General features: G+C 63.4%; 17 protein-coding genes. 11 read left to right on the top strand and 6 right to left on the bottom strand.

The features are described 5' to 3' along the window. Positions 1-7 precede the first annotated feature (7 nt). A complete protein-coding gene (locus GXP34_04310) occupies positions 8-499 on the bottom strand; it encodes a hypothetical protein (protein NOY55191.1) in 492 nt (163 codons plus the stop codon). Beyond that, positions 496-1,371 (bottom strand): DUF4129 domain-containing protein, encoded by an 876-nt coding sequence (locus GXP34_04305; protein ID NOY55190.1) that lies wholly within the window; start codon positions 1,369-1,371, stop codon positions 496-498. Before GXP34_04305 ends, GXP34_04310 begins: the two co-directional genes overlap by 4 nt. A 209-nt stretch (positions 1,372-1,580) precedes the next feature. Between GXP34_04305 and argE the strand changes: the two genes are divergently transcribed. After that, complete coding sequence (gene argE, locus GXP34_04300) at positions 1,581-2,717, top strand: acetylornithine deacetylase (protein ID NOY55189.1); 1,137 nt, start codon at positions 1,581-1,583, stop codon at positions 2,715-2,717. A 192-nt stretch (positions 2,718-2,909) separates the two neighbouring features. Here argE and GXP34_04295 read toward each other — a convergent pair whose 3' ends face one another. After that, positions 2,910-3,311, bottom strand: a complete 402-nt coding sequence (locus GXP34_04295) for a TIGR03667 family PPOX class F420-dependent oxidoreductase (GenBank protein ID NOY55188.1) — start codon at positions 3,309-3,311, stop codon at positions 2,910-2,912. 175 nt (positions 3,312-3,486) lie between these two features. Here GXP34_04295 and GXP34_04290 point away from each other — a divergent pair, with 175 nt between their 5' ends. From GXP34_04290 to GXP34_04255, 8 genes are all read left to right on the top strand, one after another. Next, a complete protein-coding gene (locus GXP34_04290; GenBank protein ID NOY55187.1) occupies positions 3,487-3,837 on the top strand; it encodes a MarR family transcriptional regulator in 351 nt (116 codons plus the stop codon). Continuing rightward, complete coding sequence (locus GXP34_04285) at positions 3,834-4,697, top strand: ABC transporter ATP-binding protein (GenBank protein ID NOY55186.1); 864 nt, start codon at positions 3,834-3,836, stop codon at positions 4,695-4,697. Before GXP34_04290 ends, GXP34_04285 begins: the two co-directional genes overlap by 4 nt. Then, a complete protein-coding gene (locus GXP34_04280; protein ID NOY55185.1) occupies positions 4,694-5,776 on the top strand; it encodes an ABC transporter permease in 1,083 nt (360 codons plus the stop codon). Before GXP34_04285 ends, GXP34_04280 begins: the two co-directional genes overlap by 4 nt. Further along, entirely contained in the window at positions 5,773-6,831 is a 1,059-nt protein-coding gene (locus GXP34_04275; protein ID NOY55184.1) for an ABC transporter permease, read from the top strand. Before GXP34_04280 ends, GXP34_04275 begins: the two co-directional genes overlap by 4 nt. A gap of 143 nt (positions 6,832-6,974) precedes the next feature. After that, positions 6,975-8,813, top strand: coding sequence for a molecular chaperone DnaK (gene dnaK, locus GXP34_04270; GenBank protein ID NOY55183.1), 1,839 nt, complete (start codon positions 6,975-6,977; stop codon positions 8,811-8,813). Further along, a complete protein-coding gene (locus tag GXP34_04265; protein ID NOY55182.1) occupies positions 8,813-9,382 on the top strand; it encodes a nucleotide exchange factor GrpE in 570 nt (189 codons plus the stop codon). Before dnaK ends, GXP34_04265 begins: the two co-directional genes overlap by 1 nt. Then, positions 9,372-10,502, top strand: coding sequence for a molecular chaperone DnaJ (gene dnaJ / locus GXP34_04260; protein NOY55181.1), 1,131 nt, complete (start codon positions 9,372-9,374; stop codon positions 10,500-10,502). The genes GXP34_04265 and dnaJ overlap by 11 nt, the downstream gene beginning before the upstream one ends. A gap of 3 nt (positions 10,503-10,505) precedes the next feature. Next, positions 10,506-10,916: a helix-turn-helix transcriptional regulator gene (locus GXP34_04255; protein ID NOY55180.1), complete on the top strand. Its 411-nt coding sequence runs from the start codon at positions 10,506-10,508 to the stop codon at positions 10,914-10,916. 9 nt (positions 10,917-10,925) lie between these two features. On the opposite strand, the gene GXP34_04250 is transcribed toward GXP34_04255, so the two are convergent. The 3 genes from GXP34_04250 to GXP34_04240 all read right to left on the bottom strand — a co-directional run bounded on the left by GXP34_04250 (position 10,926) and on the right by GXP34_04240 (position 13,628). Beyond that, complete coding sequence (locus GXP34_04250; GenBank protein NOY55179.1) at positions 10,926-11,471, bottom strand: cysteine hydrolase; 546 nt, start codon at positions 11,469-11,471, stop codon at positions 10,926-10,928. A gap of 90 nt (positions 11,472-11,561) precedes the next feature. Next, on the bottom strand, positions 11,562-12,926 hold the full coding sequence (locus tag GXP34_04245) for an RtcB family protein (GenBank protein NOY55178.1): 1,365 nt from the start codon (positions 12,924-12,926) through the stop codon (positions 11,562-11,564). Positions 12,927-13,220: 294 nt separating this feature from the next. Continuing rightward, positions 13,221-13,628 (bottom strand): archease, encoded by a 408-nt coding sequence (locus tag GXP34_04240; protein NOY55177.1) that lies wholly within the window; start codon positions 13,626-13,628, stop codon positions 13,221-13,223. Positions 13,629-13,703: 75 nt separating this feature from the next. Between GXP34_04240 and GXP34_04235 the strand changes: the two genes are divergently transcribed. Both GXP34_04235 and GXP34_04230 read left to right on the top strand, forming a co-directional pair. Continuing rightward, positions 13,704-14,924 (top strand): cysteine desulfurase-like protein, encoded by a 1,221-nt coding sequence (locus GXP34_04235; protein ID NOY55176.1) that lies wholly within the window; start codon positions 13,704-13,706, stop codon positions 14,922-14,924. Between the two features lie 150 nt (positions 14,925-15,074). Beyond that, positions 15,075-16,553, top strand: coding sequence for an AAA family ATPase (locus tag GXP34_04230; GenBank protein NOY55175.1), 1,479 nt, complete (start codon positions 15,075-15,077; stop codon positions 16,551-16,553). Positions 16,554-16,707 lie beyond the last annotated feature (154 nt).

The following is a 16,707-nucleotide window of genomic DNA, read 5'->3' as shown; positions in this document are numbered from 1 at the left end:
CCGCAGCCTACCGACCGGCGATGCGTTCGATCGCGCCGACGACCATATCCACTTCCGACAGCTCGGCACCCGGACCGAGAGGATCCTTGGAAACGGGCCGATCGGGACGGATGCGTTCCCATGCGCCGTCACCCAACAGCCGCCTTGCCTCCTCCGGCTCGGCGTCCAGATCCACCCCGTAACGGCTGAGCAGCAACTCGCGGGCCTGGTCGCGCAAGACCCGGTACAACCGGCGATCGGCATCGATGGCCGTGCTCGTTCCAAACCTGACGATTCGCTCCAGGCGCTCGAGTTGCGGAGGGACGGCGCGCCGGCGCGCCGGCGCGCCGATCGCCGACCGGGAGGTGGGTACCGACGTGCGCAACGCGACCAGACCGGCGACGGCAACGACTCCCAGCAGCACCTCATAGGCGGCTGCCTCCATGAAGCCGGAAAACCAGAACAGGATGCCCGTGACAACCACCGCCACCGCCAGAGTCGCCACCACCACCCGTCTCATGCCTTGGCCCTCAACTCATCACGGATTTCACGAAGGGCATCGATCGCCTCCGCCGACATTCCCTCATCGATCACATGCGGACTGAAACGCGCCTCCGCAAACAGGCCGGTGAGACGCTTCGCGGCATGTCCACTCACATCCAACTGGCGAAGTGCCCGGTCGAGGAACTCCAGTGGCGCTTCCGTGCTGCGGCGCGACATGCCGTCCTTTCCGAGCGCCTGCTCCATTCGCGCGTACGCTCCGATCACGACGGCTCTCGGATCGCCGGAGTGCTCCAACTCTGCGAGGAGATCATCGATGACGCTCGAGAAGTCAGGCTCCTCGACAGGCTCCATGTCGGACTGGTCGTTCCTCCCCTTCCCGATTGCAGACAGTGCCACGACCGCCAGGACCACTGCGGCCGCCACGAGCAGAAGCCCTGCCGTCGAGCCGGCCGGCAAGGCTGCACGCGACCCCATCGACACGGCGGTCGGGTTCTGCGCGTTCGGGACACTCAGCATCGTCGACGGCTGCTCCGCCGTGAGATCCGAATGCTGCTTTCCCGACTGTGTGAACTTTCCCACCTGCATGAACACGGCCAGCAGAGCGACCAGTACCAAGGCAGCCGCCAACCACGACTTCCGCTTCGGGGGCGTCCTTTGCTTCTTCCGTACCCCACCCGGCAACATGATCCAGATCAGCAACGCGACCATCACCAGCCAGGCGGTGACCGCGAGGATCTGTCCCATCGCTCGCGAGTCCAGCGGCAATTGTGAATCACCGGTCGCGCCGGGAATCTGCCGTGCACCGATCGCCACGACCGTCAGGAGCGTCAGCAGAGCCAGGCCGAGCACCGCGACGACCCAGCGGGGAGTCGGTTCCAGCTTGTTCACGGTCACAGGGTACCGACGCGTACGGATTGTCGACCGAGGTCCCCCGCAGGAAGTGCCGACGTTCCGTTGAATGGCGCATGGAACGCAATGCGGGGAACAGCAGCCGCGAAGCGGTGATGGCTGCGTTCGCCCCCGGATCTTGGGTCGACCCGGCGTAGAGATACCGGGTGCCGAATTCGACGAGTGCAGCGAGCCTTTAGGATCTGCCCATGCGTACGATCGACATGCTCCGGCAGCTCGTCGCTTTCGACACGACGAGTGCCGGGACCAACCTGCCGCTCATCGCATTCGTCGAAGACCTCCTGGCGAAGCACGGTATCGAAAGCCGCCGGATTCCGAACCCCCAAGGGACCAAAGCGAACCTGCTGGCCGTCATCGGACCGATATCCGAACCCGGTGTCGTTCTCTCGGCACACACCGACGTCGTTCCGGTCGACGGCCAGAACTGGTCGACCGACCCCTTCACAGCAACCGAGCACAAGAAGCGTCTCTACGGCCGCGGTACCGCCGACATGAAGAGCTTCATCGCCGCCATCCTCTCCGCTCTGCCGGCCTTCGTCGCTGCCGATCTCAGAGTTCCCATCCACATTGCCCTCTCCTACGACGAGGAAGTCGGTGGTCTGGGTGCACCTGATCTGATTCGAGCGCTCGAATCCCTCCCGGTTCTTCCTCGATTCTGCGTGGTCGGAGAACCGACGGAGATGCAGGTCGTTACCGATCACAAAGGCATCGGCACCTATCGAGTGAATGTGACGGGAGTAGAACGCCATTCCTCCCTCGCCCCGCAAGGTGTCAACGCAGTCGAGTATGCGGCACGACTCATCGTGTTCCTTCAAGACCTGGCCCGGGATATCGCGAAGAACGGTCCCTTCGATCCCGGATACGTCGTGCCGCACAGCACGGTCCACGTCGGTACCGTCGCCGGGGGCACCGCCCTGAACATCGTCCCCGGCTCCTGTGTCTTCCAGTTCGAGATCCGCAATCTCCCCACAGACGACCTCGACACGATCCTCCGACGCATCCGGGAAGAAGGCGACAGGCTGGCACGCGAGATGGGAAGCTACGGCGCCATCCACATCGAGCCCAATGTGTATCTCCCTGGTCTCTCCACCGCCCGAGATGCACAGATCGTCCGATGGGCGAACAGCCTCGCCGAGCGCCGGGACACGGGGAAAGTCACCTATGGGAGCGAGGCAGGATTGTTCTCGAACGCCGGGATTCCCTCGATTCTCCTCGGCCCCGGAAACATCGCCCAAGCCCACCAGCCGGACGAATATGTCAGCGTTGCCCAACTGGCGCTCGCCGACCGGTTCGTCTCGAACCTGATCGGGTGGGCGAAGCGGTAACTCCCTGAGGCGTGAGCATGTCTTCAAAGAGCCCCTGTGACCACAGTCACAGCACATCGGTTTCGGTGCAACGATCGAACTCTCCCATCGATCCACCGCACCACGGAACAGTCGGTCGTCGGTGAATACACCAACCCTGACGGATCACTCGAATCGAACGCACGACACCGAGAAGACCCGACCCCCACCCTCTCACCAGGATCGGACCCGCCGCGGGGTGATTCGGATCGGCACCGAATAGCGGGCCGAGAACACCTCCGGCGTCCACTTGTTCTCGGCCATGTCGTCACGATACTTCTCGACATACTCGGGCATGCCGCTCGCCGGCGGGGCAGCATCATCGATACGCGCGACTCCTTCGAAGGTCACGACTGCACCGCCCACACCGTCCCCATCGAAGTTGAGGGCGACATGCGGATTCGCCCGAATGTTCCGAACCCGTGCCGTATCGGCGAGGCTGTAGATGAGGAACTCGCCGTCCTTCCACAAGAACCACACCGGTGACGTCTGCGGCCGCCCGGTCGGCGTGACCGTGGTCAACCAGATGATCAGTTCTCGTTGGAGACGCTGCTCCGCTGCTTCGGGTATCTGCATGATCTCCACGGTACCAATTTGGTATCGTTCGGTCATTCCTGAACGTTCGGAACGATCATGCCGCCGAGTGATGAAGACTCCGACATTGCACGGATCGTCGAGGCCTTCGGTTCCTACTACGTGTCCAACGGCCTCCCCCGAATGGCAGGTCGCCTGATCGGATGGCTGATGGTGTGTGATCCCCCCCGGCCAGTCCACGGGCGAGCTGGTGAAGGCACTGGGCACCTCGAAGAGCTCCACGAGCACGATGAGTCGTCTTCTCGAGCAGGTGGGGCTTATCGACCGGTACCGAAAGCCGGGATCCCGCGAGATGCACCACCGTGTCACACCCGGAGCTTGGCAGACGGTCTTCGAGCGCCAAGGAGATGAGATCATCAACCTGCGCCGGCTGGCTGAACGTGGCATCGCCGCCGTCGGCAATGACACGAACCGAGGAAACCGCCTCGTGGAGATGCGCGATGCCTTTCTCTTCTGGGAACGAGAGTGGCCTGCACTCATGGAACGCTGGAAGAAGGGGACCACATGAGTGAACCAGCCATCCGGGTCGAAGGGATCGGCTACTCGTACGACGGGCAACTCGCCGTCGACGACATCGGTTTCACCGTCGCGCCGGGAGAGATCCTCGGATTCCTGGGCCCGAACGGCGCCGGCAAGTCGACGACCATCAAGATGCTCACCGGCCAGCTGAAGCCGCAGACGGGCACGATCACGATCCTCGGCATGAGCATGCCCACAAGGGCCACGGAGATTCAGGCCCGCATCGGCGTGGCGTTCGAAGAAAAGAATCTCTACGGCAACATGTCGGCCAGGGAGAACCTGATCTTCTTCGGTCGGCTCTTCGGAATCGCCAATCTCGACGCCGACTCGCTCCTTCGAAGAGTCGACCTCGCCGACCGCGGCGGTGATCGGGTCGCCGAGTTCTCCAAGGGAATGAAGCAGCGCCTCATGATTGCCAGGGTGCTCATCAACACACCCGACGTTCTGTTCCTCGACGAGCCGACCGACGGTCTCGATCCGGTCTCGTCTCAGTCGATTCGTCAGGTGATCCGGGAAGAGGCGCTTCGTGGAGCAGCCGTGTTGCTGACGACCCACGACATGACGGAGGCCGACAAGCTGTCCGATCGTGTCGCGTTCATCGATGAGGGCCGCATCCTGGTCACCGACACACCAGAAAACCTCAAGCAGACCTACGGCCGGCGTTCCGTCAGGATCAGAGCCAGGAGGGACGGCGAAATCGTCGAGATCGTCATCCCACTCGACGATCAGGATGCCGGCGAGCGGATCCGCCAGGCAGTCGCCCAGGACGACCTCCTCACGATCCACACGGAAGAGGCCACGTTGGAGGATATCTTCATTCACTTCGCCGGCAAGAGGCTCGTGGCATGAACCGAGGACGCATCATCTGGGCGATCGTCCGCAAGGACGTCGCCCAGATGAGCAGGGATCGCTTCTTCGTGTTCATCACCACGCTCGCCCTCGTCGGCTACGTCGCGCTCTTCTGGGCGATGCCTGACACCGTCGACGAAACGATCCGTCTCGGAGTCCACGGAACCGGGATCGAGACGCTCCTCGCCCGACTTGGCGACCAGGAGGGGCTCGCCTTGACGAACTTCGACACATCGGAGGCGCTGCAGACCGCGGTCGAAGAGAAACAGAACCAACTGGCCGCAGGAATCGACTTCCCCGATGGCTTTCTGAGCGCCGTCGCGACCGGTCGGCAGACCACCGTGCGGGTGTTCGTTCCGGCCGGTACACCCCCCGAGATCCGCGAGGCCATGCGCAGCATGGTTCGCGAGCTCGCCTACATGATCGCCGGCAACCGGCCACCGGTGTCGGCGCCGGCCGAAGAAGCCATGGTGCTCGGTCCGGACCGGACGGGTGACCAGATCTCGATGCAAGAGCGGATGCGCCCGCTGTTGGCCATCTTCGCCCTCATGATGGAAATGTTCGCCTTTGCCGCGCTCATCGCCGAGGAGATACGCTCCCGAACCGTCACGGCCATACTCGTGACACCGGCTCGGACGTCGGACTTCCTGGCAGCCAAGACGCTGCTCGGCACCGGGCTTGCGTTCGCCGAAGTCGCCGTCCTGATGGTCGCGATCCGATCATTTGGCGGCCGGCCGCTCGTGCTCGCGGCCGCGCTCCTCCTCGGTGCGTTCCTCGTGACCGGGCTTGCCCTGCTTGCAGGAGCGACCGGCAAGGATTTCATCGAGATTCTCTTCTGGAGCATGTTCCTCATGATTCCGATCATGATTCCCGCCGGAGCGGCTTTGTTCCCGGGCACGCCGGCGACGTGGATCCAGGTCCTGCCGTCCTACGGCATGACCGAAGCCATCGTGCGTGCCACATCCTATGGAGCCGGATGGAGCGAGACCGCTCCCTTCTTCGCGATGACCGTCGCATGGAGCGCCGTCGCCTTTGGCGCAGGAGTCTTCGTCCTCAAGCGGAAAGTCGAGACGCTATGAGACTTCTTGCCCTGTTCCGACGCGAGCTCCAGGTCGGACCCAGATCGCCGTTGCTCCTCTACGCGATCGTCCTGCCGATCCTGATCACTCTGCTGATTCGAGGCGTGTTCGGGACCTTGTTCCAAGCACAGCCCCGCCTCGGTGTTGTCGATGAAGGGAACTCGGTCATCACGGCGCAGGTCCGGCAACTCGATGGGATCAAGGTGACCGTCCTCGATTCGGTGGAGAAGCTCAAGCGCATGGTCGAGTCGAACGACCTCGATGCCGGACTCGTTCTCCAGCCCGGTTTCGACACGGACGTGAAGACGGGCGCAATGCCGGAGCTGCACCTGTTCGTCTCCGGGGAGAGTCTTGTGTCGAACCGCATCATCCTCGAGGTGACCATGCTCGATCTCATCCGGAGCATCGCGGGCGCTCCGGCCCCCGTCGACGTGAAGGTGATCTCGCTCGGCCAGGAAGGATACGACCTCGTCACCCGCCTTCTGCCACTCGTGATGATCTACGCCGTAGTCATCGGCGGCTCGTTCATTCCGGCCATGAGCATCGTGCAAGAGCGGGAGAACCGCACCCTCGACGCCGTACTGGCCACACCGGCTCGCATGACGGAGGTGCTGGCCGCCAAGGGCTTGTTCGGGTTTGTGCTGGCGATCGCAACCGGGGTGTTCACGCTGCTCCTCAACTCCGCCTGGGGCCGCCATGGTGGAGCCATGCTGATCTCGCTCGCGATCGCCGGCGTGATGATGGCCGAGATCGGCCTCATCCTCGGGTCCGTATCCAAGGACTCGACCGTCCTGTTCACCCTGTTCAAGTCGGCAGGGATCTTGCTCCTCTTCCCGGTGATCTTTCCGATCTTCCCGAACCTGCCACAGTGGATCGCGCACCTGGGACCGACGTACTACTTCCTGGATCCGATCTTCAAGATCGCCGTCGAAGGCTCTGCCCTCAGGGACGTCTGGGTGACGCTGGCCATCGGCGTGGCCATCTGCGCGGCACTCGTCCCGATCGTCAAGGTGCTCGGCCACCGCCTCGAGGGACGCCTCGCCGCCACCGCGTAGCCCCCTCATTGAACCCAGGGCTCAGGGGGGTCGTGACGACCCCCCTGAGCCCTGGGTTCAGTGACAAAGATGAAATATGACAAAGGGTCACTCAGGTTATACACTTGTGACACACTAAATCTGACACAGTTGAGGAGTTCCCCATGGCCAAGGCAGTCGGTATCGACCTCGGTACCACAAACAGCGTGATCGCCACCCTCGAAGGCGGCGAGCCCATCATCATCCCGAACGCGGAAGGCGCCCGCACCACCCCGTCGGTCGTCGCGTTCAAGGACGGCGAGGTGATGGTCGGAGAAGTCGCCAAACGGCAGGCGATCACCAACCCGGACCGCACGATCCACTCCGTGAAGCGACACATGGGCGATCCGAACTGGAAAGTCGAGATCGAAGGCAAGAGCTACACGCCCCAAGAGATCTCCGCACGCATCCTGATGAAGCTCAAGCGTGATGCCGAGTCGTACCTCGGGGAGCCGGTCACCGAAGCGGTAATCACCGTGCCCGCATACTTCAACGACGCGCAGCGCCAGGCCACGAAAGAGGCTGGACAGATCGCAGGCCTCGAAGTGCAGCGCATCATCAACGAACCGACGGCGTCTTCACTCGCCTACGGTCTCGACAAGGAACACGACCATACGATCCTGGTGTTCGACCTCGGTGGCGGCACGTTCGACGTGTCCGTCCTGGAGATCGGTGAGGGCGTCTTCGAGGTGAAGTCCACGTCGGGGAACACCCACCTGGGCGGCGACGACTGGGACCAGGCGATCGTCGACTGGCTCGTCACCGAGTTCAAGAACGAGCATGGCGTCGACCTGTCGGCGGATCGCATGGCGGTCCAACGCCTGAAAGAAGCGGCCGAGAAGGCGAAGATCGAGTTGTCGCAGGTCGCCGAAACCGAGATCAACCTTCCGTTCATCACGGCAACGGCAGCGGGACCGCTCCACATGCAGGTCAAGCTCTCCCGATCCACGTTCCAGAAGATGACCGAGGACCTCTTGGCGAAGTGCAAGCCGCCATTCGAGCAGGCCATCAAGGACGCCGGCATCTCCGTGTCCGCGATCGATGACGTCGTGCTGGTCGGTGGATCGACCCGGATGCCGGCCGTCCAGGAGCTGGTACGTGACCTCACCGGCGGCAAGGAACCCCACAAGGGCGTCAACCCGGACGAGGTGGTCGCTGCCGGCGCCGCCATCCAGGCCGGTGTGCTCACCGGAGATGTCAAGGACATCCTCCTGCTCGACGTGACCCCCCTCACGCTGTCGATCGAGACCAAGGGCGGTATCGCCACCAAGATGATCGAGCGCAATACCACGATCCCGACCCGCCGGTCCGAGATCTTCACGACGGCCGACGACAACCAGCCGGAGGTGGAGATTCACGTGCTGCAGGGCGAGCGCCAGATGGCTGCCGCGAACAAGAGCCTTGGCAAGTTTCGCTTGACGGGTATTCCACCTGCTCCGATGGGGGTCCCCCAGATCGAGGTGACGTTCGACATCGATGCGAACGGCATCGTTCACGTCTCGGCGAAAGACCTCGGCACCGGCAAAGAGCAGGCCATGACGATCACCGGTGGCACTGCCCTGGCCCAAGAGGACATCGATCGCATGGTTCACGATGCCGAACAGTACGCAGAAGAGGACCGCAGGCTTCGTGAAGCAGCAGAGACGCGCAACCAGGCAGACCAGTTGGCGCACCAGACGGACAAGTTGCTGACCGAGCAGGCGGAACAACTCAACGACGAGGAGAAGACGGCGATCACGTCTGCGCTCGAAGAGCTGCGAACGACGCTCAACGACGAGAACGCGTCGACGGAAGACCTCCGGGCGAAGATGGACGCCGTGGTGTCGGCTTCGCAGTCCCTCGCACAGCGGCTGTACCAACAGCAGGCCGAGCAGGCCCAGCAAACGGCGGCCGGGAGCGATGAAGGCCCCTCCGACGAGGACGTCGTCGAAGCCGAGATCATCGACGAAGGTGATGAGTCCTGATGACCGAAGAGCCAGAAGCTGTCGTGCCGGCAGAGATCCTGCCGGAAGAAGAGGTTATCGACCCGCGCGATCTCGGACTGGAGCTGCCTGAGGACCCGTCCCAGGCAGTCCAGGTTCTCCTGCGGACCGTGGCGGCGCTCCAGCAGGAAGCAGGAACCTACCTCAACGATCTGCAGCGCGTCGCGGCCGATTTTGACAATTACCGGAAGCGAATGCTGCGCGAGCAGGCACAGAACATCGAACGGGCGGCCGAGCGGGTCACCAAGAACCTGCTGCCGGTGCTGGACTCGCTCGATGCCGCTCTTGCCACCGAGCCGGGCTCACCGGCCGAGGAGCGACTCCTCGAGGGAGTCCGCAGCACTCGCGATCTCCTCCTGGACATCCTCCGCAACGAGGGCCTGGAACCGATCCCGTCCGTCGGAGTTCCCTTCGACCCGGAGGCCCACGAAGCAGCTATCGCCCCTTCGGAGGGCGAAGGCAGGCTCGTGGTTACCAAAGAGATGCGCCGTGGCTACACGTTGCATGGTCGTGTGATCCGCGCAGCACTCGTCGCAGTGGATCATGAATAGGGACTGGGTCGACAAGGATTTCTACAAAGTCCTTGGTGTCTCGAAGAATGCGGACGCCAAGGAGATCAAGCGCGCCTACCGCAAACTCGCTCAGCAGTACCACCCCGACGCGAACCCTACTGACGCGAAAGCCGAAGAGAAGTTCAAGGACATCTCGGAGGCGTATGCGACGCTCTCCAATGAGGAGCAGCGAAAGGAGTACGACGAGGTGCGGCGGATGGTCGATTCCGGTGGGTTCCGCGGCTTCCAGAACGCTCCCGGCGGCTTCGGTGCCGGCCAGAAGATTCGATTCGAGGACCTCGGGGATCTGTTCGGGGGAGGCCTCGGAGAAGTGTTCGGATTCGGAGGCACCGCAGGTCGACGGTCCGGCCCGCAGCGAGGAGCCGACACGAGCGCCGAACTCCATCTGTCTTTCGAAGACGCGATTCGCGGCGTCACGACAACGGTGTCCGTCAAGGGCGAGACGGTGTGTCGGACGTGTCGAGGTAGTGGAGCGGAGCCGGGTACTCCGGTGGAGACGTGTCCGACGTGCCGCGGAAGCGGCGTGGTCGCCCAGAGCCAAGGTTTCTTCTCCACGACCAGGCCATGCCCAACATGCGGCGGCACCGGGACGACGGTGAGAACCCCATGCCACACGTGTCATGGCTCTGGAACGACGACGCTCTCCCGCACGATCAAAGTCAAGATCCCGGCAGGCGTCAAGAACGGTGCCGTCGTGCGGCTCAAGGGCAAAGGTGCTCCAGGAAAGAACGGTGGACCTGCAGGCGACTTGCTCGTGAAGGTGCACGTGGCGAGACACAAGCTGTTTCGGCGTGCCGGCGACAATCTGAAGATCAAGGTGCCCATCACGTTCACGGAGGCTGCGCTCGGAACCGAGATCACGGTCCCGACCCTCGACGAACCGGTGCGCCTCAAGATCCCGGCCGGAACCCGCAGTGGGCGCACCTTCCGTGTTCGTGGCCGCGGCGTCAAGAAGAAGAGGGGACGCCCTGGTGATCTCCTGGTCACCGTCGAGGTCGTCGTGCCCACCAGGCTGTCGAGGGAAGCCAAGAAGATGCTTCAGCAGTTCGCAGAGGAATTCGAGGCGGGGATCAATCCTCGCGAAGGCCTCGAGGTGTAGATCATGGCGAAGCGCAAGGATCAGGCAGTCTATGTGATCTCGGTGGCCGCCGAACTCGCAGGTGTGCACCCGCAGACGCTGCGCATCTACGAACGCCGGGGTTTGATCGAGCCGTACCGGACACCGGGCGGTACGCGCCGGTACTCGCAGGAAGACATTGAACGCCTCGCTCTGATTCAGAGCCTCACCGACCAGGGCCTGAACCTGGAGGGCGTCAAACAAGTTCTCGAACTCCGAGAACGCATCGAACGTCTCGAGAGCGATCTGGAATCGATCAAGGCTTCGTTGAACGAGACCATCGAGCAGACCGGCCGTCAGATCGCGGAGGTGCACCGCAGTTACCGACGCGACATCGTTCTGCGCCGCCATGCACACCCGGACATCCGTAGGAAATTGCGAGACCTGTTCGAATAGCTCGACCTGTCACGACACGAGATTCGCGGTGCTCACCACCGTCGCGAACTCACCTTCCAGGCTTGCACACGTAGCCCTCGTGAGCTCGTCTGCCGAGACGACGTCCCCATCCGGCCCGTGCGTGGCGAACGTGAACGTCGCATCGGCCACGAACTGCACCTCATACCCGAGGTCCGAGGCCATCCGGGCGGTCGTCTCGCAGCACACGTTCGTCTGGATGCCGCAAATGGCCACCTTCTCGATCCCCCGCTCCTGCAACCACGCGTCGAGATCCGGCCGTCCATAGAACGCCGAGTGCACCGATTTGGTGACCAGCAGATCGGCGTCGCCGGAAACGACATCCTTGAAAGCATTCCCCACGGTCCCTGGCGCGAGCGGGGACCCTTTCTTTGCAGAGTCATGCCGAACGAAGACCAGTGGCCGGCCGTTCGATCGCCACGCATCGATCAGCATGGCCACGTTGCGTTCACAGTCGGGGTTATTGCGACGTCCAAAGCCGGAATCGTCAAATCCCTGCTGCACGTCGATCACGATGAGGGCGGTGGCGTCGGACATGATTCGAGGATACTCGGTGCTGCATACCCGGTACCCGGCACCTCGTACTTCGAAGGTCGACCGGGGTCACCGACCGGAGAGGCGACCCTCCTACCCTTTGACGACCCCAAGCGGTCGCAGTCGCGCCACCCTGCGAGCCAGAGAGACTTCCTCACAGACACCGACGACCGTGTCCACATCCTTGTAGGCATAGGGCGCCTCCTCGGACAGGAGCGCCACCGAACCTGGGCGCACCACAATCCCCTTCCTCTCGAGCGCGCGTTTGACGTCCGCACCCGATCCGCGCCGCTTGGCCTTCTTGCGACTCATCATCCGGCCGGCACCGTGCGCCGCCGAAAAGAATGCCGGATTGTTCTCCACACCGGCGAGCACCCACGACGCCGTCCCCATGGATCCCGGAACGAGCACTGGCTGGCCGACCGCGCGGAGGTCGTCTGCGAGATCAGGATGTCCGGGGCCAAAGGCACGCGTCGCCCCTTTGCGGTGTACGCACAAACGCCGGCTCGAGCCATCGACGATGTGCTCCTCGATCTTGGCGAGATTGTGCGCAACGTCGAACACGAGTCGCATGCCCGTATGTTCCGGGGTCGTGGAAAATGCTCGAGCGAAGGCCTGACGAACTTCATGAGCGAGGACGTGCCGGTTCGCCCACGCGAAGTTGGCTGCCGACGCCATCGCGGCGAGATACCGTTCGCCCTCCGGGGACCGCACGGGGACCGAGGCAAGTTGCCGATCGGGAAGCTCGATCCCGTACCGAGCCGAGGCACGGCCCATGATCTCCAGTTGATCCGTACAGGTCTGGTGACCGAGGCCCCGGCTCCCACAGTGGATCATCACACAGATCATCCCTGCACCGAGTCCAAAGACGTTCGCTGTGGCGGCATCGTGGATTTCCTCCACGACCTGGACCTCGAGGAAGTGGTTACCCGCCCCGAGCGAGCCCAATTGTCCACCCCCGCGCCGTTTGGCGCGGTCGCCGATCGACGCGGGGACTGCTCCGACGGATGTCCCATTCTCCTCACACCGATCCAGATCACTCTCCCAGCCATACCCGGCGGAAAGCACCGCGGCAGCACCGTCACTGAGCACTTCGTCGATGTCGAGGCGGTCGGCGACGGCTCCCTTGCCAAGGCCCCGTGGAATCCGTCGATCGAGCTCTCCCATTACCGCCTCGGCCCGCGCTTCGAAGTCCTCTGCCGTGAACCTGGAAGCGAGGAGCCGTACGCCGCAGCCGATATCGAACCCCACGCCGCCGGGTGAAACGACGCCGCCGTCTTCGATGTCGGTTGCCGCAACGCCCCCGATCGGGAACCCGTATCCCCAATGGATGTCCGGCATCGCCATCGAGGCTTCAACGATACCGGGAAGGCACGCAACGTTTTTCACCTGCGTCAGCGCCTTGTCCGCCTCCACAAGAAACATCTCCGGGATGAAGACTCGACCGGGCACACGCATCCCGCCTTCCTTCGGGATCTCCCATACATGCCTGCCGAGGGCTCGCAGTTCCACGGCCTCAAGGTTACGCGTTGCAGCCGGCACTTGAACGGTCCTGTGCACGCTGCCACCTTGCCGGTCGGTTCGACGTCTCCCACAACAGCGGGGTGTCCTCCGGAGATCCGACCCGCTCCTCCTCTTCCCTTTTCACTCTGGAGGGCCTGTGCACATCGACGCCCGGATCGTCGCGGGCAAGCAAGTCCCTGAACTCCCTCGCCGCTTCATTCGGCCCTTTGGCTGCTGCCTTGCCCAAACTCAGACGTCGAAGATGACCGTCGCTGCCCATTCGGGTCCCTTGCGAACGACCTCGAGGTCGTGCATCGTGACAGCCTTGATCGGTGATCCTCGCAATGGCAACGAAGCCGCCGACGTACCACCGACCAGCGCCCGGATCCGGTCACCCTCGATGCCCACCCGGAATCGGCACCACACCTGTCCGTCGACCTCGAAGCGAAACAGAAGCTCGGAGAGCCAGCCGAACATCAGGTCCTGAAGATCCTCGCCCTCGACGACGATCTCGATCTCCGAAGCCGCAACCAAGGGAGCCAGATCGAACATGAGGTCGAACATCGCGTACGCGGCGTTCTCGAACAGCTCGGCAAGCGTTCTTCCGTAGGCGATGATGCCGGTATCGGCGGTGTGGGCGACGACCTCGTATCGCACATGGCCATTGTGCCACCGGGGGTCGCCGCACGCGGGCGAGTTCCACCGAGCAGGCCGAGCGCTATCGTTCGCTCCATGCTCGCAACCATTCGATCCCGATTCCCCGCACTGTCTCGAACCCAGGACGGCCGCCAAGTCGCGTGGCTGGATGGACCTGGAGGAACGCAGACTCCCCGATCGGTCATCGATGCCATGGCCGCCACGTTGACGGCGGGGGTCTCGAACCTGAGCTCGCATTTCGCTCCGGGCCGGGACGCCATCACCATCACCGATGCCGCCCGATCGGCGATGGCCGAGCTTCTCGGGGCAGAACACCCGGGCGAGATCGCATTCGGCCAGAACATGACCTCGCTCACATTCTCCATGAGCAGGGCGATCGGCCACTCGTGGCACGAAGGCGACGAGGTCATCGTCACGACGCTCGACCACGATGCCAACGTCACCCCATGGGTGCTCGCCGCCCGTGACGCCGGCGCCGTTGTGCGGCAGGTGGGAGTCCGGGACGACGGAACGCTCGATCTCGACGACCTCGATCGCTCCCTGTCGGAGAGAACCAGACTCGTGGCCGTGACCGCTGCCTCCAATGCCCTCGGAACCAAAGTCGATGTCAAAGAGGTGACCCGCCGGGCGCATGCAGCGGGTGCACTCGTCTTCGTGGACGCGGTGCACTCGACACCGCACCGCCTGCTCGATGTCGCCGAGATCGGTTGTGACTTCCTCGTCTGTTCCGCATACAAGTTCTTCGGGCCACACACGGGGGTCCTCTACGGTCGTACCGACCTTCTCGACCGGATCGATGCATACAAGGTGCGCCCGGCCCCCGAGGAGCCACCTGAGAAATGGGAAACGGGAACACAGAGCTTTGAATCGCTCGCCGGTGTCGCCGCCGCCGTGGAGTACCTCGCGAACCTGGCTCCAGTCGGCACCGACCGCCCTCGGCGCAGCCGACTCATAGCTGCCTATGAGTGGATCGGACAACACGAATCCGACATGGCGAGGGCGTTCCTCGATGGCATCGCCGCCATCGACGGCGCCCACCTCTGGGGCGTGGATCGGATCGAGGACAGGGTACCTACGTTTGCAGTGACGATCGACGGTGTGCACCCGCACGTGGCGGCCACGCGTTTGGCCGAGGAAGGCATCTTCGTGTGGTCGGGTCACTACTACGCGCTGAACATCATGGACCGGTTCGGACTGCTGGAAACCGGAGGAGCGGTCCGGGTCGGATTCGTCCACTACAACACCCTCGAGGAAGTCGCCAGAGTCCTCGAGGGACTGGCCGACCTCACTCCCTGAGCCGACGTTCGGACTGCGGCATCGTGGCAGATGTATCGAAGAGACCGATGCCGAGCCGACGCCGGGTCATTGCCCCCCGGTCCGTATCGCGACGGGCACATCGAGTTCTGAACCCGGCAGGTGCCCCGGAACTCCTAAGTGTCCCCCCGGATGCGGGCGATATCTGTGATCATGGACAACACCGGCGACCTTCGAGTTCTGCTCGCTTCCCAGTACCCATTGCTCGTCGTCGCCACAGACGAGGAGCCACGATTCCTTGAAGTCCTGAGAAGCGCTGCCGGGGAACTCGACATTCCGGTCTGGACGTGGTCCTCAACCCAAGGTCTGGCCCGAGATCGGCAGCAGGCCCAGTATCAGAGCACCGACCCGAACCAGGCACTCGGGTTCATTGCAGAGATCTCGACACCGGGGGCATTCGTGTTCGCCGATGCCAACCCGATCCTTCGCGACCCGATCGTCGTCCGCCGAATCAAGGAGCTGGCCCAGGCGCAGCGCCGGAGTCAGACGATCATCCTCACCGCCCCGCATCCCGATCTTCCGGAGGAGATCAAGGGACTGGCCCACCGCTGGAGGCTGCATCCGCCCAGCGAAGCGGAACTGCTCCGGCTCGTCAGAAGGACCGTTCGGCGGCTCGCGGATCGTGGGTTCCCGGTGGTCCTCGACAACGACCACCTCACCGAGGTCGCGAACGCATTGAAAGGAATCACGCTTCGTGAGGCCGCCGGCCTCATCCAGCGCCAGGCACTCCAGGACGGCAGGCTCGGATCGAACGACATCTCGGCCTTGCGAGCCGCCAAAGCCGATCTCCTGAACACAGACGGAGTCCTCGAGCTCGTCGAATCCGACGCCGGCACACTCGACGAGGTCGGCGGTCTGGAAGAAGTGAAGTCCTGGTTGCGGGTGCGCCGGATCGCCATGGACTCCGAAATGCCCGGCCTCGATCCTCCAAGAGGGATCCTGCTCACGGGCATACCGGGATGTGGAAAGTCCCTCATCGCCAAAACCCTCGCTCGCACCTGGGGGTTGCCGCTCGTCCTGCTCGACCCGTCGCGGCTCTACGGGAGGTTCGTCGGCGAATCCGAGAACCGTCTCGACAGTTCTCTTCGAACAATCGAGGCGATGGCTCCGGCCGTGCTCTGGATCGACGAGATCGAGAAAGGATTCGCGACCGGAGACCAGGACGGAGGCGTGGCCCGCCGCCTTCTCGGAACGTTCCTGCGCTGGATGCAGGACCATTCCGAGGAGGTCTTTCTCGTCGCGACCGCCAACCAGATCGATGCGCTGCCTCCGGAACTGCTTCGCAAGGGTCGGTTCGACGACATCTTCTTCGTCGATCTCCCCGACGAGGACGCGCGCCGCGAGATCCTCAGAGTCCATCTGGCCAAGCGAGCAAACGATCCCTCATGCTTCGACCTGACCACGCTCGTGGCACAGACCGCCGGCTTCTCCGGTGCCGAGATCGAGACGGCGATCGTGGGCGCCCTGTATCGGGCCGTCGCCGCCGACCAACCGCTCACGACCGCACGGGTGCTCGACGAGATTCGCTCCACCGTACCGCTGTCGGTGTCACGCGCCGAGGACGTGGCACGACTGCGCGCGTGGGCTTCCACGAGAGCCGTGATGGCCTAGAGAAACGGCTGGTTTTCTTTGTGTTTCGTACTTCGAGGACACGCGGATAGGTGAACTGGACACTCGAGATGCACGGGAATGGCCTCTGCCGAGGATCCGCTGGCCGGCGAGGACGCTTTGAATGCAGGGCATGACAAAGCGTTGTTTCCCCAGG

It is taken from the genome of Actinomycetota bacterium (genome assembly GCA_013152275.1).
Taxonomy (GTDB): Bacteria; Actinomycetota; Acidimicrobiia; order Spongiisociales; family UBA4744; genus BMS3Bbin01.
The sequence above is the reverse complement of the archived record's forward strand: the minus strand, read 5'-3'. Positions and strand labels throughout refer to the sequence as shown.